Genomic DNA, 19,241 nt, shown 5'->3' on the forward strand with positions numbered 1-19,241 from the left:
TCAGGCCACTTCTCCGGCAGCAGCGTTCACGTCGGAGGGCAGCGCAGCCTTGGCGATGGCCACCAGACCGGCGAACGCTTCACCGTCCGACACGGCGAGCTCGGCGAGGTTCTTGCGGTCGACCTCGACCTCGGCCAGACGCAGACCCTGGATCAGGCGGTTGTACGTGATGTCGTTCGCACGCGCCGCAGCGTTGATACGCGTGATCCACAGCTTGCGGAAGTCACCCTTGCGCGCCCGACGGTCGCGGTATGCGTAGGTGAGCGAGTGGAGCTGCTGTTCCTTGGCCTTGCGGTACAGACGCGAACGCTGTCCGCGGTAACCGCTGGAGGCCTCGAGAATCGAACGGCGCTTCTTCTGGGCGTTGACCGCCCTCTTTACGCGTGCCACTGAAAAATCCTGTCAATCTAGGGGTATCGCTGACGACCCCGGGTGGTCAATGCAAATGTCAGATGTCGAGCAGGCGCTTGATGCGCGGGGTGTCAGCCTTGCTGACAACCGCCTTGCCGTCGAGGCGACGGGTCACCTTGGTCGCCTTGTGCTCCATCAGGTGGCGGCGACCGGCCTTCTGGCGCAGGATCTTTCCGCTGCCCGACACCTTGAATCGCTTCGCGGTGCCGCTGTGGGTCTTCGACTTGGGCATGAAATCCTCAGTTCTGTATTTCTGTCGTGCCGATGAAATCGGGCTAGCTGGTCGGAGCCTCGGTGGACTCGCCTCCGGACGCAGGCTTGGTCGGGGTCGCGCGCTGGGCAGGGCGTGCAGCAGCACTCTCCTGCGCCTTCACGCGTGTCTTCGCACCCTTGTGGGGCGCGAGCACCATGGTCATGTTGCGGCCGTCCTGCTTCGCCGACGTTTCGACGAATCCGAGGTCGGCAACATCTGCACCCAGTCGCTGCAGAAGCCGGAATCCCAGCTCGGGCCGAGACTGCTCACGGCCACGGAACATGATCGTGACCTTGACCTTCGATCCCGCTTCGAGGAAGCGAACGACATTACGCTTCTTCGTCTCGTAGTCGTGATCGTCGATCTTCGGGCGGAGCTTCTGCTCCTTGATGACTGTCAACTGCTGGTTCTTACGCGATTCACGCGCCTTCTGCGCAGCTTCGTACTTGAACTTGCCGTAGTCCATGATCTTGCAGACCGGCGGTCGGGCGTCCGGCGCCACCTCGACCAGATCGAGGTCGGCGTCGAGAGCCAAGCGGAGTGCATCTTCAACACGCACGATGCCCACCTGTTCGCCGCCGGGTCCGACGAGGCGGACTTCGGGAACTCGGATGCGCTCGTTGATGCGAGTCTCAGTGCTGATGGGGCCTCCTAGGTTGAACGGGCTGGTCTTCGTGACCGCCCGCAGCCTGTACCGCCCGCTTCCCAACAAAAAACCCCGCTGCGGTGACCTGTCACCTTGCGGGGCCCGATGTCGACCGATCTCGCGATCCCTGCCGACGATTGTCGGAGAGTTCACGCCCTCAGCACCTGAGGAACCTGGCAGACACGAGGCCGAACCAGGTGACCGGACCACTGAACGGCGGCTTTGCATGCCGTGCAGGGTGGGAGTCGGACTCCACTTGCTGCCCCCGAACTGGTTCGAGGGCGGTCGTTGCGATCCAGGATAGCATTCGCCCACGTCGCGAGCGAATCGCCACCGAATGAGCCCCTGTCCGCGCGGGATGGAATCATTGTCGTCATGACGGACAACTTCGACGCCGACCCCAACGACCCGGTTCGCGAACTCGCGGACGTTCCCGCGGTGGAGGTCATCAGCCGTGCCGCGGTGATGCTGATGAGTTCAGGGGCCGAGAAGCTCGGGCTGTCCGATCCGAATCCCGATGAGAGCCCGCACCGGGACCTGGACGAGGCGCGCCGCGTCATCACGGCCCTCGCCGGACTGGTCACGTCGTCGGTCGAGTATCTCGGCCCCCACGCCGGCCCCATCCGTGAGGGTCTGCAAGCCCTGCAGCGCGCGTTCCGGGAAGCGTCCCCGTATCCGGACGAGCCCGGCAAGGGCCCCGGGGAGAAGTACACCGGCGCGGTGCACTGACGACCACGCGCACTGACCCGACCATGCGCCTCACGTCGATACTGACCGAGGTCTCGGGCGAACCTTCGGCTGCGTGGGGATCGGCACAGTAGGCGCGCTCCTTCCTGACTCCGAATGCAACTCTGGTCACAGCATCGCGCAGCGTGCACGACGACGACGTGACACACATCGGCGCGCATTCGACGTCCGCACAATCCACGCACCTCGTCCTCGTTCCTGGTTTCCGGCTCGGAGGGTGGGCAGGGAACCGGTCGCCGCAGCGAATCAGCCGCGTCGCCTACGTGGACAGCGGACCGATGCCGTCAGGCAGCAGCGATCGTGACGACTTCGACGGCGTGAACGACTCCCCCTTCCTGCGTGGTCCGCTCGAGACGCTGTGCACGTGACCGACGAACGCCGCCTGGACATGCCGACAACCGTCGTGGGCAACAGCTTCCCGTCGGCTGTGATTGCCGAGATGGCGACGGGCGGTCATCCCATGACCGGCCGCGAAGGTGGTGCACGAAGTCGCGATCGTCTGACGAACGGTCAGCGCTTCGCTGCCACCTTCCTCGCGGCCCGCTTGCGTACGGCCGGCTTCGTGGCCTCCTCGATCGGGGTCGGCCGTGCATCGAGCACCTCGCGGAGGAATTTGCCGGTGTAGCTCTCCGGTACCTGAGCAACGTCCTCCGGCGTGCCTTCTGCGACGACCCGTCCGCCACCGAAACCTCCTTCGGGACCCATGTCGACGATCCAGTCCGAAGTCTTGATGACGTCGAGGTTGTGTTCGATGACGATGACGGTGTTGCCTTTGTCGACCAGACCGTTCACCACCGCCAGCAGCTTCCGGATGTCCTCGAAGTGCAGGCCCGTGGTCGGCTCGTCCAGGATGTACACGGTCCGGCCAGTGGAACGCTTCTGCAACTCTGCAGCCAGCTTGACGCGTTGCGCTTCACCACCCGAGAGGGTTGGCGCCGGCTGACCGAGGCGGACGTATCCGAGGCCCACCTCGACGAGGGTCTTGAGGTAGCGATGAATTGACGTGACCGGTTCGAAGAACTCGGCGGCTTGCTCGATCGGCATGTCGAGCACTTCCGCGATCGTCTTGCCCTTGTAGTGAACCTCGAGCGTTTCGCGGTTGTACCGGGCGCCCTGGCAGACTTCGCAGGGGACGTACACGTCGGGCAGGAAGTTCATCTCGATCTTCAACGTGCCGTCGCCCGAGCACGCTTCGCAGCGACCGCCCTTGACGTTGAACGAGAATCGTCCCGGCTGGTATCCGCGAACCTTCGCCTCGGTGGTGGCCGCGAACAGTGTTCGGATCTTGTCGAACACACCGGTGTAGGTAGCTGCGTTCGAGCGCGGAGTCCGGCCGATCGGCGACTGATCGACCTGAACCAATTTGTCCAGTTGATCCAGTCCGTTGATCCGCGTGTGACGACCGGGCACCTGCCTGGCGCCGTTGAGCTTGTTGGCCATCACCATCGCCAGGATGTCGTTGACGAGCGTCGACTTTCCCGAGCCGGATACCCCCGTCACCGTGGTGAGAACGCCCAGCGGGAAACTCACGTCGATGCCGTGAAGGTTGTGTTCCCGGGCTCCGACAACCGTCACCTGACGCTTGCGATCGACCGAGCGGCGCTCGGCCGGGACCTCGATGAAACGTCGCCCGGCCAGGTATGCGCCCGTGAGCGATTCGTCGCACTCGAGCAGCTCCTGGTATGGGCCGCTGTGTACGACTTTGCCACCGTGCTCACCGGCAAGCGGACCGATGTCGACCACCCAATCCGAGGTCCGGATGGTGTCCTCGTCGTGTTCGACGACGATCAATGTGTTTCCCAGGTTCCGGAGCCTGGTGAGTGTTTCGATGAGTCGGCGGTTGTCTCGTTGATGCAGACCGATCGACGGCTCGTCCAGAACGTAGAGGACGCCCACCAGACCGGATCCGATCTGCGTGGCGAGCCGGATGCGCTGTGCCTCACCACCCGACAGGGTGCCGGCCGCCCGCGACAGCGACAGGTACTCGAGGCCGACGTCCAGCAGGAAGCCCAGCCGCGCCTGCACCTCTCTGAGAACCTGCCCTGCGATTGCCTCCTCACGGGAGGCGAGTGACAGGCTGTTCAGGAAGTCCGCGCAGTCTGCGATCGAGAGTTCACACACCTCTGCGATCGACTTCTTGCCGAATTTGGCGCTGGCGATCGATACCGACAGAATCTCCGGCTTGAGCCGCGCTCCCCCACATGCGGGGCACGGCGTATCGCGCATGTAGCCGTCGTACCGTTCCTTCATCTGGTCCGACTCCGTCTGCTCGAGACGGCGATGTAGGAACGGCATGACGCCTTCGAAATCGGCATAGTAGGAACGGACACGGCCGTAGCGGTTCTTGTAGCGAACGTGAACCTGGTCGGTGCTGCCGGAGAGAATAGCGCGACGAGCCCTGACGGGCAGTTTGTTCCACGGTGTGTCCATGTCGAATCCGATGACATCTCCGAGACCGGACAGCAACCGACCGAAGTACTCGGAGGTCTGCCCCATGGACCACGGAGCGACAGCGCCCTCCGCCAGGGTGAGTTCGGGGTCGGGCACCACCAGGTCCGGATCGACCTCCTTGCGGATGCCGAGGCCGATGCATTCGGGGCACGCACCGTAAGGCGAATTGAACGAGAACGATCGAGGCTCGAGATCGTCGATGGCGAGTGCGTGCCCGTTGGGGCACGCCAGCTTCTCCGAGAAACGGCGTTCACGATCGGCTGCGTTTTCGTCACGGTCCACGAAGTCGAGGACCACGATGCCCTCGGCGAGGCGTAACGCCGTTTCGATGGAATCGGTGAGCCGTTGCTTGGAGGTCGGCTTCACGACGAGTCGGTCGACGACCACCTCGATGTCGTGTTTTTCCTGCTTCTTCAGAGTGGGCGGGTTGGTCAGTTGGTGGACCACTCCGTCGACGCGGATGCGCGAGTACCCCTGCACGTTCAGCTGGTCGAACAGATCGACGAACTCGCCCTTGCGGGTGCGAACGACAGGCGCGAGAACCTGAAACCGGGTTCCCTCTTCCATGTCGAGGACCTGGTCGACGATCTGTTGCGGGGTCTGCCGCGCGATCTGTTCACCACAAGTGGGACAATGCGCGGTGCCGGCGCGTGCGTAAAGGAGGCGGAGGTAGTCGTAGACCTCGGTGATGGTACCGACGGTGGACCGCGGGTTGCGGTTCGTGGACTTCTGGTCGATCGACACCGCGGGCGAGAGCCCCTCGATGAAGTCGACGTCCGGCTTGTCCATCTGGCCGAGGAACTGCCGGGCATACGCGGACAGCGATTCCACATACCGGCGCTGACCCTCAGCGAAGATGGTGTCGAATGCGAGGCTCGACTTCCCGGATCCAGACAGGCCGGTGAAAACGATCAGGCTGTCACGAGGCAGATCGATATCGACTCCTCGCAGATTGTGCTCGCGAGCACCCTGCACGATCAGGCGGTCCGCCACTCCAAGTCCCTTCTCACACCACGTCGGTTCGACACCGAGAAATCAAGCCTTGTCATCGTAGTTCTCCCTACCGACACATTTCCCGGCACGGTCCGTCGTACGCCTCTCACCTGCATCGATTCGATAGCGGTAACCTTCCCTCATGAGCGATCATCAAGCAGAAGCCGGCCCACTGCAGATCAGCGACGACTACACGGGGCATGTCCGGCCCGGCTCGCCTCCTCAGCGGCGCAGTGGCGGCGGCGCCACGATCACGAAAATGTCCGTCGGCCCGATGGACAACAATGTGTACGTCGTCGTTTGTTCCGCCACCGGCGAGTCGCTGCTGATCGATGCGGCGAACGAGGCGGACCGCCTTCTCGCGCTGCTGGAACAGCTACCGAAGCCGCCGGGTCAGATCGTCACGACGCACCAGCACGGTGACCACTGCCTCGCCTTGAAGGAGGTTGTCGAGGCCACTACAGCGGTGACGGCTGCACACCCGCTGGACGCAGATGCACTCCCGGTCACCCCCGAACGATTGCTCTCCGACGGTGACACCGTCCGCGTAGGCGAATTGGAACTGGCGGTGATTCACCTTTCCGGCCACACACCGGGCTCGATCGCCCTCGCATTGACCGACTCGGACGGCCGCGCACACCTGTTCACCGGCGACTCACTCTTCCCCGGCGGTGTCGGAAAGACCGCGGATCCCGAGAAGTTCGATTCCCTCCTCACGGATGTCGAGACGAAACTCTTCGCCCGCTACCCTGACGACGCTGTCGTCCACCCCGGCCACGGAGACGACACCACTCTGGGAACCGAGCGGCCACATCTCGGAGAGTGGCGCGAACGAGGCTGGTGACGGCTCGGTCGGTTTCGGCAGAGCCGTATCGGGCTACACGGGACACGCACCCTCGTTATGGTGGGTGGACACGTCCAGATCCGATGGAGGATGCGAATGCTTGTTCGTCGAATTGCCCGTCCACTGTTGTCCACGATCTTCATTGCCGGCGGCATCGACGCGCTGAAAGACCCCGCAGGGAAGGCGCAGGCCGCAGCACCGCTGATCGACAAGTCCACCGAAACCCTGCCGTCGTCGGTGACCCAGAAAGTACCCACCGATGCCGAGACCTTGGTGAAGATCAACGCCGGAGTCCAGATCGGTGGCGGCGTGTTGCTCGCTATCGGAAAAGCACCGCGGATAGCCTCGCTTGCCCTCGCCGGCAGCCTGATCCCGACCACCCTGTCGAGCCACGACTTCTGGAACGAAACCGACCAGGCACAGCGGTCGGCGCAGCAAATGCACTTCCTGAAGAATGTGAGCTTGCTCGGCGGTCTACTCATCGCCTCTGTGGACACCGAGGGCAAGCCGTCCCTCGGTTGGCGTGGGCGGCGTGCGGCCCGAGGTGCGCAAGCTTCCCTGGCTTCGGCACTACCGTCGGGCAGCTCTGGCGACCACCCACGCGGCGAGCACGCATTCGCCGCGGTTTCCGAGCGCGCACGCAAACTGGGAGAAGAAGCAGCAGAACGTGCTCCCGGAATCGTCGACACGGCCCGCGAGCGCGGCTCGGAGATTGCCAAGACAGCGGCCGAGAAAGGCAGCGAACTCGTCGAGGTCGCCAAGGACCGCGCCCCAGAACTCGCCGAGACAGCACGCGAAAAGGGCAGCGGATGGGCATCGGTGGCCGCTGAGAAAGGCAGCCACTGGGCATCGACCGCCGCGGAGCGGAGCGAAGCCCTCGGCCAACGTGCGCATGAGCAGGGCGACTCGCTCGGCAAACGCGCGCGCAAACGGGCCGAGATCGCACGCAAAGAGGGCGACGTCGCCAGAATGCGTGCGCGTAAACAGGCTGAGGTAGCACTCGCGAAGGCCCGCGCCGAGCGCACAAAGCTGACTCGCTGACACCGCCCGCAGAGCGCGCTGACCAGCGCACTCTGCGGGCTTCACCCTTCCCGACTAGACTTCCTTGGCACTTTTCGCCGCGCAGTGCGGCACCGATCCAGCCGAGGAGACCACTTGCCCCACGAGGGAACGTCACACGACGAGCGCGAGTTCGAGCAGCAGTACGTGACGACGCTGTACAAACGCCTCGATGCCCTCCGCAGCTACGCAGAAGAACGCTTGCGCCGAGTTCTGTTGGAGTCGGGCGGCACACCTCAGGCCCGCAGCGAACGCGAATCGTTCAACCAGCTCTACACCGAAGATATTGCCAAGTACGACGCCGCCGAGAACGGCTTGGCGTTCGGCCGAATCGACGTCGACGGTGAACCCAGATATGTAGGACGCGTCGGCATCCTCGACGAAGAGAACGACTACGACACTCTGCTGCTGGATTGGCGTGCACCGATGGCGCGGCCGTTCTATCTCGCAACGACGGCGGCCCCGGACGGTGTCACCCGCCGACGGCATATCCGCACCCGCAGTCGCACCGTCACCGCGATCAATGACGAGTATCTCGACCTGGCCGCCGCGGAAGCGGCGGGAGCCACGACGGCCTCCGGCGGTGTCGCCGGTGAGAGCGCACTCCTGTCTGCGCTGAACGCCGCCCGCACCGGCCACATGAACGACATCGTCGAGACGATCCAAGGTGAGCAGGACGCCATCATCCGCACCGACCACAAGAGCGTTCTGGTCGTTCAGGGTGGTCCCGGGACCGGGAAGACCGCTGTCGCGCTGCACCGTGCCGCTTACCTGCTGTACACGTATCGTCGTCAGCTGGAGAAAAGTGGTGTGCTCATCATCGGCCCCAACCCGACATTCCTCGAGTACATCGGACAGGTCCTACCCTCCCTCGGCGAGACCGGCGTGCTGCTGTCCACCATCGGAGATCTGTACCCGGGGGTTCATGCCACCCACGAGGAAACCCTCGATGCGGGAGTGCTGAAGGGATCCACCGATATGCTCGCGGTCCTGAAGAAGGCGGTACGGGATCGCCAAGAAGTTCCGAAGGAGCCCGTCACGCTGAGTTTCGACACGTACGAGCTTCGTCTGGACCGCAAGATCGTTACCCGTGCGCGCGGCCGGGCCCGGTCGTCGAGACGTCCGCACAACCTTGCTCGCCCCATATTCGTCTCGGCGATCATCGAGGCACTGGCCGACCAGTTGGCCGGCCGAGTGGGCGAAAATCTGGTCGACGAAGGGAACCTCCTCAGCCGCAACGACATCGCGGACATGCGGGACGAGATGCGTGAAGACTCGGACATCATGACCGCAGTGAATGGGTTGTGGCCGGAGCTCTCCCCCACCGTCGTGTTGCAGGATCTGCTCACCTCACCCGAGCGGCTTGCTTCGGCAGCGCCCGACCTCGAACAGAGCGAGCGAGACTCGCTGAACCGCAGCGCTGGTACGGGATTCAGCGACGCCGATGCTCCACTTCTCGACGAGCTGGCCGAGCTGTTGGGAGTGGACGACGCTGCCGAGCGTGAACGCGTGCAACGTGAATGGCGGGCACAGATCGAGGATGCCCAGGGCGCGCTCGACATTCTGACCGGTTCCGCGCCGCAGGATCTCGAGGACGACTTGGACCCCGAGATCCTGATGGCGTACGACCTCGTCGATGCGAGCCGGCTGGCGCAGCGCCATGACGTGGGTCGCCGACAGACGACGGCCGAACGCGCTGCCGCAGACCGAACCTGGACGTACGGGCACGTCATCGTCGACGAAGCCCAGGAACTCTCCGATATGGCCTGGCGAATGCTGATGCGCCGCATTCCGAATCGGTGGATGACACTCGTCGGGGACACTGCCCAGACCGGCGACCCGGCCGGTACCACGTCGTGGAGCGAAATTCTCGAGCCGTACGTCGCCAAACGCTGGAAGTTGACGGAGCTGACGGTCAACTATCGGACCCCCGCCGAGATCATGCGAGTTGCGCACCAGGTATTGCAGGAGATCGATCCGAACCAATCCGAGCCACGATCGGTCCGCGAATCCGGGTTCGACCCGTGGGCACTACGGGTGGCCTCCGACGACGCTCTCGCGGAGGCGGTCCGCGAATGTGTGAACCGTGAGAAGGGTCCAGGAACGATTGCGGTCATATGCAATCATCCTCGCGCTACTGCACTCGCCGACCTCGAATCGGACTCCGTCAGCGTTCACACCGTTCGCGACGCCAAGGGCCTCGAGTTCGACACCGTTCTCCTCGTGGAACCGCAGGAGATCCTCGACGAGTCACCACGCGGAATCAACGACATCTACGTCGCGCTGACCAGGGCGACCCAACGCCTGGGTGTCGTGCACCACCGGCCGCTGCCGAAAGCTCTGGATCTGTGTGTACCCGCCGATGAGGAACCACGTTAATCGGATTCGCAGGTCAGATCGTGGGCGGGCAGTTCACCAGTTGTCAGATAGTGCGTGGCGATAGCGGTTGCGCAGGAACTGGTTCCGGGAAATCCACCCGGCAGGCCGAAGGGCATCCTCTGAGGCAGCACCAGGTGCGCCGACTTGTCCACGACAGTGACCAGTCGCGATCCCGCAATGCGATCCCGTAGGTTCCGTGCACCGGTCGCGGGGGTCACGGTGTCACCGTCGTTGGTCAACAACAGGATTCCCGGCGCCTGATCCAATCCCGTCTCCGGATCTTCTCGGCCGGGGTACGGCCAGTACGCGCATGCCGCCGAGAATCCGAGGCCCACGTAGGTCAGCGGCGCATCCTCGACGGCCTGGCGGTGCTCCGCAAGGATCGCGTCGGTGTTCTTGGTCCATTCGTCTGAATTGCAGTTGAACGCGGTCCACCATCCAACCCTGGCGCCACCAGAGAGGACGGTGCCGAGTTCTCGATCAACGAGCGGAGAGATCTGGAACTGCGCGATCATCCCGACCGTAGCTCGCAGCGATTCGACCGACGCGTCCGCGTAGCGGGCAGTGTGGATGCCGACGAGCTTGGCCAGCACCGCTTCGTTGGTCGCATTGCCGACACTGAAAAGGACGACGTTCAGATCATTCGCAGTGAACGTCTCGTTGCCGAGAAAGCGGATCGGCTTGGTAACGAGATCGGCACGTAGCTCGTCGATCGACGCCAGTACCTCTTCCACGGTGTCACCGAAAAACGTGCCACGCCCAGCTACCCAGGGCGCGAACTCGGTCTCGACGGCCTGCTGCCGGGCGCGGTAGCGCTCTTGCATGATCTCGTGCGGGGACTTCACTGGGTCCACCACAGAGTCGAGTACCCACCTGTCGACGCGGCCGGGGAAGGTCCGCGCCAGCTCACGTCCAAGCGCCGTTCCCTGTGAGACCCCGAGATAGCTCCACTTCTCCGCCCCGAGCAATTGTCGAACGAGGTCGAGGTCGCGAACGGTCTGCCAGTAGGTGATAAAGGGCGCGGTCGATGTGCCGTCGACCGTTCGGGCCGCCCCATCGAGGCAACTCGCGGTCCATCGCCTCGCCTCTTCGAGTTGACGATCGGTCGACCGGTCGGACGTGTCGAGAATGTCGTAGCTGTCCCCCGTACCGCTACTGAGGAGGACCGGATCGCCCGAGGCCTCCGGATCGCATGACTGTGCAGTCGACGACGTCGCCGTGCCGCGCGCGTCGAAACCGATCACGTTGAACGACGCCCGCAACTCGGGCATTCCACCCGAGAAGACGTGGGGGTCGAGGAGAGAACCGGCGCCGGCGCCGCCTGAACTCGTCAGGAGCGGAACCGCTTCGGGATTCCTGCTGGGAAGCCGCGAAATCCAGAAGCTGGCTTCACGACCATTGCCGATATGTGCCCAGTCGAGTGGCGTACGGACCCGAGCACATTCCAAACCCGACAACAACACCGCACGCACGGCCGCATCCCCATCACCAGCGGTCCCGTGCTCGACAACATCCGCTGGACACGGATGCCAGGCAAGTTTCTGACCAACGAACCGCGCATCCCCCGATTCAAATGCGGACATCGGACTCGCAGCAGCACCGATGCTGCCTGAGCACCCCAAGAACACCACCGATGCGATTATGGCGATCCGCCTGGCCCATCCCCAAAACACCGTGCGCACGACACGTCCTCCCCGAATGAATGGTCCTCGCACGCTGATCAGCGTGCGGCCCTACCCCACACTGCATGGCGGCCCCATACCCGTTGGGGTATGGGGCCGCCATGCAGTCCTCAGCGAGTTGTGTGGACGATCAGCACATCCGACGTCGACTTACGTGCGGCGTCGGACGGCACGGAACCGAGGAGACGGCCCGTCAACGTGTTGAGACCTCGGTTACCGATCACGAGAAGGTCCGCTTTCGTCTCGTCGACCAACTCGAGAAGCGACTCCACCGGGGCACCGACGACTGCCCGCTCGTCGACTTCCGTCACGCCGGCACCATGCGCACGCTCCCTTGCTCGACGCAGGATGTCGTACGTCGGTGCGGATCCGGTGATCTGGTAAGCCTCGTCCTTCAACGCGTCTGCCGCCTTACCCACGTCCTTGGGATCGGCCGGGTAGTACGCGCAGGCGATGATCAGTTTCGCTCCCGCATCCCCCGCGATGGCAGCGGCCTTCTCGACGGCCCGTAATGACGATTCGGAGCCATCGGTTCCGACGACAACGGTCCGGTAGGCGCTCATTCATTCCTCCAATAGTGCGGACGGTCAACAGACCGCGGGCACGCACCGCCGATGCGTGAACCCGTCAGCCACTCTGCTGACACTAGCGGTAACAGTCGATCGTGGGGTGCTTTTGCTGTACGCGCCACACATCTTGTCACTGAGAGAAGTGTTTCACCGCGACCGCCCGTAGCGGGGCCCGAACAGGCCCTTGGGAAAGACTCCTGCGCCGACGATCGTGTCTCGCCACGGTATCGCCAACTCCAACAGACGATCCACCCCGTCCTCCCCGAGGTTCGCCCAAGGCGCGCACGCCAGTTCGTCGGTCAGATCCTCGACCACCTCACGCAATTCGGTCCCTTCACCAGTGAGCGTTCCGTCACTGCCGATCAGTTCCCGATCCTGTAGGTCGGCTACTGCGACGTCCCATTGTTTCTGCGACCATCCCCGACGAGTTCGCGCGTACTTCTTCTCGAACCCGATCCCGGTCGCCGTGTGCGTGATGAGTGCTTCGAGTCCGCTGAGTCCAGCGGTCTGCACAGCAGCAATGTGACCGTCGCCCCGGTACTCACGCAAAAGCGTCAAAGCGTGCCAGAAGGCGATATGCGGCGAGTCCGGCCAGTCGAGATCGGCGTGACCCGCATACAGTGGACGACCTTCCGGCCCCGGGATTCCGTCTACCGCGATGGCCAACAGCTGTGCGGCCTCGGTCATTTCCGGCGAGGACGTGACTTCGTCGCCGAGCAGCCGAACGTATGCCTCCCCGACGGCTGTGAATCGTGCTGCGACCACATCGCGCGGCGAGGCCAGCTCCCACGCCTTCGGAATCACTGTTGCGACGAGCTCGGGCTCGAAGTTGTAGAACACCGACGTCACCACCCCGGCACCTACCGCACCCATCGGCGCAGACCGTCCCGCAAAGTAGGTCATCCGGCCCGTTTCGAGACCTACCTCACCGAAACGCGAATCGGCCTCCGGCACGAAATAGCTCACGGCATGTAGAAGCTCCATCGACCGGGCGGCACGCCCCGCACTCTGCGCATCCATATCGCAGACCGTACCGCCCGTACCGATCACCCCTATGTCAGCCCAGCCGCGTCCATCCCGCGCAATTCCTTTTTCAGATCGGCGATCTCGTCGCGTAACCGGCCGGCCAACTCGAATTGAAGCTCGCGTGCGGCGTTCATCATCTGGTCAGTGAGTTGCTCCACGAGGTCGGCCAGTTCGGCCCTCGGCATCGACTTGGTGTCGCGCCCTTCGTACACACCAGCACTGACCGCCCGTCCTGCCTCACCCTGTGCGCGACGACCACGCGACGCGTTGCGGCCGGAACCACCTACCTCCACTCCTGCCGCCGTGTCGTCCGCTTCCTCGTACACCTGATCGAGAATGTCGGCGATCTTCTTACGCAGCGGTTTCGGATCGACGCCCATTTCGGTGTTGTAGGCGATCTGCTTCTCGCGGCGCCGCTCGGTCTCCTCGATCGCATGCTGCATCGAGTCGGTGATCTTGTCCGCGTACATGTGTACCTGACCGGAGACGTTTCGCGCTGCACGGCCGATGGTCTGAATGAGACTGGTCGAACTCCGCAAGAAGCCTTCCTTGTCTGCGTCGAGAATGGCTACCAAAGACACCTCGGGTAGGTCCAACCCCTCGCGGAGGAGGTTGATACCGACCAGCACGTCGTATTCGCCCAAGCGGAGTTGACGCAGCAACTCGACGCGACGCAACGTATCGATGTCCGAGTGCAGGTACCGCACCCGAATTCCGAGCTCGAGCAGATAATCGGTGAGGTCTTCGGCCATCTTCTTGGTGAGCGTGGTGACGAGGACCCTTTCGTCCTTGTCGGCCCGTTCCCGGATCTCGTGCACCAGATCGTCGATCTGCCCCTTGGTGGGCTTGACCACCACCTCGGGATCCACAAGCCCGGTCGGACGGATGACCTGCTCCACGAATTCGCCGCCGGCCTGCCCCAACTCGTACTTACCAGGCGTTGCCGAAAGATACACGGTCTGTCCGATCCGCCCCGCGAATTCCTCCCACGTGAGGGGGCGGTTGTCGGTTGCGGACGGCAGCCGGAATCCGAACTCGACGAGATTGCGCTTACGCGACATGTCCCCCTCGTACATCGCGCCGATCTGGGGGACCGTCACGTGGGACTCGTCGATCACGAGGAGGAAATCCTCCGGGAAGTAATCGATGAGCGTGGCGGGTGCAGACCCTGCCGACCGCCCATCGATGTGACGTGAGTAGTTCTCGATCCCCGAGCAGAATCCGACCTGTTTGATCATCTCGAGGTCGTATTGTGTGCGCATCCGCAATCGTTGCGCCTCGAGCAGTTTCCCCTTGTTCTCGAGGTCGGCGAGCCGCTCGTCGAGTTCCGCTTCGATGTCCTTGACCGCCCGCTCCATACGCTCAGGGCCTGCCACATAGTGCGTGGCCGGGAAGATTCGCAACGAATCGACCTGGCGGACGACGTCACCGGTCAGCGGATGAAGATAGTAGAGCGCCTCGATCTCGTCACCGAAGAACTCGATCCGCACTGCCAGTTCCTCGTAGGAGGGGATGATCTCGACGGTGTCACCGCGCACCCGGAACGATCCGCGGGTGAACGCCATGTCGTTGCGGTTGTACTGGACGTCCACCAGGAGACGCAGCAACGCGTCGCGAGGCACCTCGACACCGACCTCGAGTTCGATGGATCGATCTAGATAGGACTGCGGGGTGCCGAGACCGTAGATGCACGACACCGATGCCACCACGACGACGTCTCGCCGAGACAGCAGGCTGGACGTGGCAGAGTGCCGCAGACGTTCCACGTCGTCGTTGATCGAAGAGTCCTTCTCGATGTACGTGTCCGTCTGCGCGATGTACGCCTCGGGCTGGTAGTAGTCGTAGTAGGAGACGAAGTACTCGACCGCATTGTTGGGCAGCATGTCACGAAGTTCGTTGGCCAACTGGGCGGCCAGCGTCTTGTTCGGCGCCATGACCAGCGTGGGACGCTGCACCTTCTCGATCAGCCACGCGGTGGTGGCCGATTTTCCGGTGCCGGTCGCCCCCAGGAGAACGACATCCTTCTCCCCCGCCGCGATCCGCTTCTCGAGATCTGCGATGGCCGTCGGCTGATCACCCGCCGGAACATGATCGCTCACGACCTCGAAGCGGCCCGTCGTCCGTTCGATCTCACCGACCGGACGAAACTCTGAATGCGCAACCACTGGGTGTTCGGATGCAAACGCCATGCAGCCAGGGTATGCCCGCACACCGACACGTGCCGCGCTCACGTGATGTCCACCACCGCTCTGCCGGTAGGTTTCACCCATGGACGGATCGCCTACACACATCCATCCGCCGAAAATCGAGTACTTCGACCTGGCGGAGCACACCAACACCGATCCGAAGGGATTCGTTCGGCCCGTACAGCACTTCCGCGTGGAACCATGGGGGCTGTACATGGCGCGCACCGCCGACCACCGGCAGTTCCACTACCTCGAATCGTGGCTGCTACCCGACCTCGGACTGCGCGCGTCGATCTTCCACTACCACCCCTACCACGCGCGCGATCAAGATCATTACGTCGACATCGGGACGTTCACCCGTGGCGACACCGTGTGGACATCCGAAGACCACTACCTCGATCTGGTGGTGCGGACCGGACGCGATACCGAATTACTCGATGTGGACGAACTTCTCGCTGCCTCCCGGCAGGGAGTCCTCGACGAGGCCGCCGCCGAACGTGCGTTCCACACCGCCGTCCGCGCTGTCGACGGCATAGCCGCGCACGATCACGACCTCGACGCATGGTTGGCCTCTGTAGGCATGCCGGTCAGCTGGCGTTGATACTCCACCCCGTTCTGTCCGCCCATTCGTGAGCACGGTGGAAGGCGTCGTCGAACCAGGGCGCCTTCACATCGGAGTAGGTTGCGATGGCATCCGCATACTTTGCATGAGTGGCAGCAGCCGTAGCCGCGCGTCTCTTCAGTGCCAGATACTCCCCCTGGGCTGCATCGTCGGCTCGCAACCAATCACGGAACAACAGCGCGAACTGCTGCCCCGGCCAACCGTCGACCCGAATGTGAATGTGCACCGGGCGCCCCGGATCGGCGCCGCCGTGCACCCGCTTCTCCCAGACGGCCGGATCGGTTTCGCCGCCTACGTAGCGCGGCTTGGGAACATCCGAGGTGACGTTCTCGATACGGGGAAAGCCGGCGTCAGCGAGCGGTGTCGCCAGCTCGTCGGCCACGGCCAGATTCGTGACAGTGATCTGCAGATCGATGACGTCCTTGGCATCGAGACCGACAACCGCAGTCGACCCGATGTGGTCGATCCGCAGGGCACGCTCGCCGCAGATCATCTTCAGCCGCCCGATCAGACGCGCAGCCTCATCCGGCCAGGCGGGATCGGCCGCAGCCAGTTTCGGTAGCGTACGCACCACGGCGCGAGTGCGAACGTTCTCCTCGAACGGCACGAGACGCTCCGTCCACAATGTGCGGATCTGTGGCTCCAGCGCGCCCGGCTCCCCACTGTTGTCGAGCCAGATATCCGCCGCCTTACGACGCTGATCGTCATCCGCCTGTGCCGCGATCCGCGCCCGAGCATCCGATTCGGGCATCCCCCGAGATTCGACCAGTCGGTGCACCCGCTCTTCCGCATCGACGTACACGACCGCCACCAGATTGAAGGCGGGCCCCATACCGCCTTCCACCAATAGCGGAATGTCCTGCACCACAACTGCGTCTGCCGGGGCCTCGTCGACCTTCTCGGCAGTCCGCTTCCCGACAAGTGGGTGCACGATCGAGTTCAGGGCGGTGCGCGATTCTTCGTCGGCAAACGCCAGAGCGGCAAGCGCAGGACGGTCCAGAGCCCCAGCCGAGTCGAGGATGCCGTCACCGAACCGATCGACGAGGGCAGCAAGGCCCGGACTTCCCTGCTCAACGACCTCGCGGGCGATCAGATCAGCGTCTACGATCACCGCGCCGAGTTCCGCGAGAACGTTCGATACCGTGGACTTACCTGCTCCTATGCCTCCGGTGAGGCCGACTCTCAACACGGAACCAGTGTCGCATTCCCCCGGAAGCCGCGGCGCTCAGGTAGTCCCATTTGGAACTCACCTGCCCCAAATACCACAAGAGCGCACTTCTGTCCGTTATGTTCAACGTAACGTACCAGGGCAGTACCTACGCTTCGAAAGGGACCTTATGCGCGCACTCAGCCGACAGACTGGTCGACACCGCCTCGGCATGGCCGGCGGCGTGCATTGCATCGAAATCCCTCAGGTGGCCGTCGCACTGACCGAACACCGCCGCACCTGGCTGACGGCACTCATCGGCCAAGGACGTCACAGCTTCACCGCGATCCGTAAGCGCACGTCCGACGTCTCGGCACACTGGATTCCGGTCGTCGCCAACTAGAGAACGACCCTCCTCTTCACCCAAACGCTCCGGCCTGCGGCCGGAGCGTTTGTGCATCCGAGTTGCGTCTCGTCGGATCGTCCCGAACAAAAGGGGCCCCGTCACCGATGGTGACGGGGCCCCTTTCTACCTGATCTGGTCAGGCGTACGTGCTATGCGTTGCCGGACAGCTTCTCACGCAGTGCTGCCAACTGTGCATCGCTCGCCAGCGATCCGCCGGTGGAAGCGGACTCGGTTGCGGAACCGGTCGACGCAGGAGCGTCGGCATCTCCGGAACCGGACTCGGACGAGTAGCCGGCGGCAGCGGTGGCAGCCTCGGCAGCCTCGTCTGCGGCAGTCTTCTCCATCTGAGCTGTGTGCATCTTGTGGCGACGCTCGGCCTCGGCGTAGCGGTTCTCCCACTCTTCACGCTGCGCGTCGAAGCCCTCGAGCCATTCGTTGGTCTCGGCGTCGAAGCCCTCGGGGAAGATGTAGTTGCCCTGCTCGTCGTAGCTGTCGGCCATGCCGTACTTGGACGGATCGAACTCGGCGTTGTAGTCCTCGTTGGCCTGCTTCAGCGACAGCGAGATACGACGACGGTCGAGGTCGATGTCGATGACCTTGACGAGCGCATCGTCGCCGACGCCGACAACCTGGTCCGGAACCTCGACGTGGCGCTCGGCCAGCTCGGAGATGTGGACGAGGCCTTCGATTCCCTCTTCGACGCGCACGAACGCACCGAACGGAACCAGCTTGGTGACCTTGCCGGGCACGATCTGGCCGATGGCGTGCGTGCGGGCGAACTGACGCCACGGATCTTCCTGCGTTGCCTTGAGCGACAGGGAGACGCGCTCGCGGTCGAGGTCGACGTCGAGAACCTCGACGGTGACCTCGGTGCCGACCTCGACAACCTCGGACGGATGATCGATGTGCTTCCAGGACAGCTCGGAGACGTGAACGAGGCCGTCGACGCCGCCGAGGTCCACGAAGGCACCGAAGTTGACGATCGAGGACACGACGCCCTTGCGGACCTGGCCCTTCTGGAGCTGGTGCAGGAACTCGCTGCGAACCTCGGACTGCGTCTGCTCGAGCCATGCACGACGGGAGAGAACGACGTTGTTGCGGTTCTTGTCGAGCTCGATGATCTTGGCCTCGATCTCCTTGCCGACGTACGGCTGGAGATCGCGCACGCGACGCATCTCGACGAGCGAGGCAGGCAGGAAGCCGCGGAGTCCGATGTCGAGGATGAGGCCACCCTTGACGACCTCGATGACGGTGCCCTTGACGGCCTCGTCCTTCTCCTTGAGCTCCTCGATGGTGCCCCAGGCACGCTCGTACTGAGCACGCTTCTTCGACAGAATCAGTCGACCTTCTTTGTCCTCCTTGGTGAGGACGAGAGCTTCGACCTCATCGCCCACGGAGACGACCTCGTTGGGGTCGACGTCGTGCTTGATGGAGAGCTCACGGGAAGGGATGACGCCTTCGGTTTTGTAACCGATGTCGAGCAGAACCTCGTCGCGATCGACCTTGACGATGGTTCCTTCGACGATGTCGCCATCGTTGAAGTACTTGATCGTGGCGTCGATGGCGGCGAGAAAGTCCTCGGCGGAGCCGATGTCGTTGACGGCTACCTGCGGCGAGGTCACGGTGGTGGAGGGCATGTGTTGAGTTGCTCCGGACGGGTTGTGGTCGGTTGATTAAGTTCTGTCGGACAAGCAATCCGAGTGCGCGACACATTCCCGGATAGGGAAATATCACGAATCGGGTCACGGCAAGCACACGAATGCACTCGCGTGCAATAGGCTACGCGCCCGGATGCTAGCTGGGCAAACCGGTCAGCCACT

17 protein-coding genes are annotated in these 19,241 nt (G+C 63.5%); 7 read left to right on the top strand and 10 right to left on the bottom strand.

What is annotated here, in order from left to right; genetic code table 11:
* From rplT to infC, 3 genes are read right to left on the bottom strand one after another with little or no spacing between them, the layout of a single operon-like run.
* Nucleotides 1–390 carry a 50S ribosomal protein L20 gene (gene rplT, locus ACZI8Q_RS17950; protein ID WP_463374928.1) on the bottom strand — a complete coding sequence of 130 codons (390 nt, stop codon included), beginning with the start codon at nucleotides 388–390 and terminating at the stop codon, nucleotides 1–3.
* A gap of 58 nt (nucleotides 391–448) precedes the next feature.
* Entirely contained in the window at nucleotides 449–643 is a 195-nt protein-coding gene (rpmI, locus tag ACZI8Q_RS17955) for a 50S ribosomal protein L35 (protein WP_463374929.1), read from the bottom strand.
* A gap of 43 nt (nucleotides 644–686) precedes the next feature.
* Nucleotides 687–1,352, bottom strand: coding sequence for a translation initiation factor IF-3 (gene infC, locus ACZI8Q_RS17960; protein ID WP_463375007.1), 666 nt, complete (start codon nucleotides 1,350–1,352; stop codon nucleotides 687–689).
* 333 nt (nucleotides 1,353–1,685) lie between these two features.
* Between infC and ACZI8Q_RS17965 the strand changes: the two genes are divergently transcribed.
* On the top strand, nucleotides 1,686–2,039 hold the full coding sequence (locus tag ACZI8Q_RS17965; RefSeq protein ID WP_463374930.1) for a DUF1844 domain-containing protein: 354 nt from the start codon (nucleotides 1,686–1,688) through the stop codon (nucleotides 2,037–2,039).
* Nucleotides 2,040–2,182: 143 nt separating this feature from the next.
* The gene (locus ACZI8Q_RS17970) at nucleotides 2,183–2,425 is read left to right on the top strand and encodes a hypothetical protein (RefSeq protein ID WP_463374931.1); all 243 of its coding nucleotides are present in this window, start codon (nucleotides 2,183–2,185) and stop codon (nucleotides 2,423–2,425) included.
* Nucleotides 2,426–2,567: 142 nt separating this feature from the next.
* Here ACZI8Q_RS17970 and uvrA read toward each other — a convergent pair whose 3' ends face one another.
* The gene (uvrA, locus tag ACZI8Q_RS17975; protein ID WP_463374932.1) at nucleotides 2,568–5,501 is read right to left on the bottom strand and encodes an excinuclease ABC subunit UvrA; all 2,934 of its coding nucleotides are present in this window, start codon (nucleotides 5,499–5,501) and stop codon (nucleotides 2,568–2,570) included.
* Nucleotides 5,502–5,643: 142 nt separating this feature from the next.
* Here uvrA and ACZI8Q_RS17980 point away from each other — a divergent pair, with 142 nt between their 5' ends.
* From ACZI8Q_RS17980 to ACZI8Q_RS17990, 3 genes are all read left to right on the top strand, one after another.
* Nucleotides 5,644–6,345 (top strand): MBL fold metallo-hydrolase, encoded by a 702-nt coding sequence (locus tag ACZI8Q_RS17980; protein ID WP_463374933.1) that lies wholly within the window; start codon nucleotides 5,644–5,646, stop codon nucleotides 6,343–6,345.
* Between the two features lie 96 nt (nucleotides 6,346–6,441).
* The gene (locus ACZI8Q_RS17985; protein ID WP_463374934.1) at nucleotides 6,442–7,386 is read left to right on the top strand and encodes a DoxX family protein; all 945 of its coding nucleotides are present in this window, start codon (nucleotides 6,442–6,444) and stop codon (nucleotides 7,384–7,386) included.
* 114 nt (nucleotides 7,387–7,500) lie between these two features.
* Nucleotides 7,501–9,783, top strand: a complete 2,283-nt coding sequence (locus ACZI8Q_RS17990; protein WP_463374935.1) for a HelD family protein — start codon at nucleotides 7,501–7,503, stop codon at nucleotides 9,781–9,783.
* Here the strand turns inward: ACZI8Q_RS17990 and ACZI8Q_RS17995 are convergent.
* The 4 genes from ACZI8Q_RS17995 to uvrB all read right to left on the bottom strand — a co-directional run bounded on the left by ACZI8Q_RS17995 (nucleotide 9,780) and on the right by uvrB (nucleotide 15,249).
* On the bottom strand, nucleotides 9,780–11,255 hold the full coding sequence (locus ACZI8Q_RS17995; RefSeq protein WP_463374936.1) for an alpha/beta fold hydrolase: 1,476 nt from the start codon (nucleotides 11,253–11,255) through the stop codon (nucleotides 9,780–9,782). The two genes, ACZI8Q_RS17990 and ACZI8Q_RS17995, sit on opposite strands and share 4 nt — an antisense overlap.
* 320 nt (nucleotides 11,256–11,575) lie before the next feature.
* A complete protein-coding gene (locus ACZI8Q_RS18000) occupies nucleotides 11,576–12,028 on the bottom strand; it encodes a universal stress protein (protein ID WP_463374937.1) in 453 nt (150 codons plus the stop codon).
* A 153-nt stretch (nucleotides 12,029–12,181) separates the two neighbouring features.
* A complete protein-coding gene (locus tag ACZI8Q_RS18005; protein ID WP_463374938.1) occupies nucleotides 12,182–13,054 on the bottom strand; it encodes an SCO6745 family protein in 873 nt (290 codons plus the stop codon).
* Between the two features lie 32 nt (nucleotides 13,055–13,086).
* Nucleotides 13,087–15,249, bottom strand: coding sequence for an excinuclease ABC subunit UvrB (gene uvrB, locus ACZI8Q_RS18010; protein WP_463374939.1), 2,163 nt, complete (start codon nucleotides 15,247–15,249; stop codon nucleotides 13,087–13,089).
* Between the two features lie 79 nt (nucleotides 15,250–15,328).
* Between uvrB and ACZI8Q_RS18015 the strand changes: the two genes are divergently transcribed.
* Nucleotides 15,329–15,847 carry a ribonuclease FAU-1 family protein gene (locus ACZI8Q_RS18015; protein ID WP_463374940.1) on the top strand — a complete coding sequence of 173 codons (519 nt, stop codon included), beginning with the start codon at nucleotides 15,329–15,331 and terminating at the stop codon, nucleotides 15,845–15,847.
* On the opposite strand, the gene coaE is transcribed toward ACZI8Q_RS18015, so the two are convergent.
* A complete protein-coding gene (gene coaE, locus ACZI8Q_RS18020; RefSeq protein WP_463374941.1) occupies nucleotides 15,834–17,057 on the bottom strand; it encodes a dephospho-CoA kinase in 1,224 nt (407 codons plus the stop codon). The genes ACZI8Q_RS18015 and coaE overlap by 14 nt on opposite strands.
* Nucleotides 17,058–17,205: 148 nt before the next feature.
* On the opposite strand from coaE, the gene ACZI8Q_RS18025 reads away from it, so the two are divergent.
* Complete coding sequence (locus ACZI8Q_RS18025; protein ID WP_463374942.1) at nucleotides 17,206–17,418, top strand: hypothetical protein; 213 nt, start codon at nucleotides 17,206–17,208, stop codon at nucleotides 17,416–17,418.
* 152 nt (nucleotides 17,419–17,570) lie between these two features.
* On the opposite strand, the gene rpsA is transcribed toward ACZI8Q_RS18025, so the two are convergent.
* Nucleotides 17,571–19,058, bottom strand: a complete 1,488-nt coding sequence (rpsA, locus tag ACZI8Q_RS18030; RefSeq protein ID WP_463374943.1) for a 30S ribosomal protein S1 — start codon at nucleotides 19,056–19,058, stop codon at nucleotides 17,571–17,573.
* Between the last annotated feature and the right edge of the window lie 183 nt (nucleotides 19,059–19,241).

The organism is Rhodococcus quanlei, assembly GCF_055231015.1.

What these genes read in the sequence shown, in the direction of transcription:
- ACZI8Q_RS18005 (WP_463374938.1), bottom strand. Translation starts at nt 13,054, where the DNA reads ATGGATGCGCAGAGTGCGGGGCGTGCCGCCCGGTCGATGGAGCTTCTA.
- ACZI8Q_RS17980 (WP_463374933.1), top strand. Translation starts at nt 5,644, where the DNA reads ATGAGCGATCATCAAGCAGAAGCCGGCCCACTGCAGATCAGCGACGAC.
- rpsA (WP_463374943.1), bottom strand. Translation starts at nt 19,058, where the DNA reads ATGCCCTCCACCACCGTGACCTCGCCGCAGGTAGCCGTCAACGACATC.
- ACZI8Q_RS17985 (WP_463374934.1), top strand. Translation starts at nt 6,442, where the DNA reads ATGCTTGTTCGTCGAATTGCCCGTCCACTGTTGTCCACGATCTTCATT.
- ACZI8Q_RS18025 (WP_463374942.1), top strand. Translation starts at nt 17,206, where the DNA reads ATGCGCGCACTCAGCCGACAGACTGGTCGACACCGCCTCGGCATGGCC.
- ACZI8Q_RS18000 (WP_463374937.1), bottom strand. Translation starts at nt 12,028, where the DNA reads ATGAGCGCCTACCGGACCGTTGTCGTCGGAACCGATGGCTCCGAATCG.
- uvrB (WP_463374939.1), bottom strand. Translation starts at nt 15,249, where the DNA reads ATGGCGTTTGCATCCGAACACCCAGTGGTTGCGCATTCAGAGTTTCGT.
- ACZI8Q_RS17965 (WP_463374930.1), top strand. Translation starts at nt 1,686, where the DNA reads ATGACGGACAACTTCGACGCCGACCCCAACGACCCGGTTCGCGAACTC.
- rpmI (WP_463374929.1), bottom strand. Translation starts at nt 643, where the DNA reads ATGCCCAAGTCGAAGACCCACAGCGGCACCGCGAAGCGATTCAAGGTG.
- ACZI8Q_RS18015 (WP_463374940.1), top strand. Translation starts at nt 15,329, where the DNA reads ATGGACGGATCGCCTACACACATCCATCCGCCGAAAATCGAGTACTTC.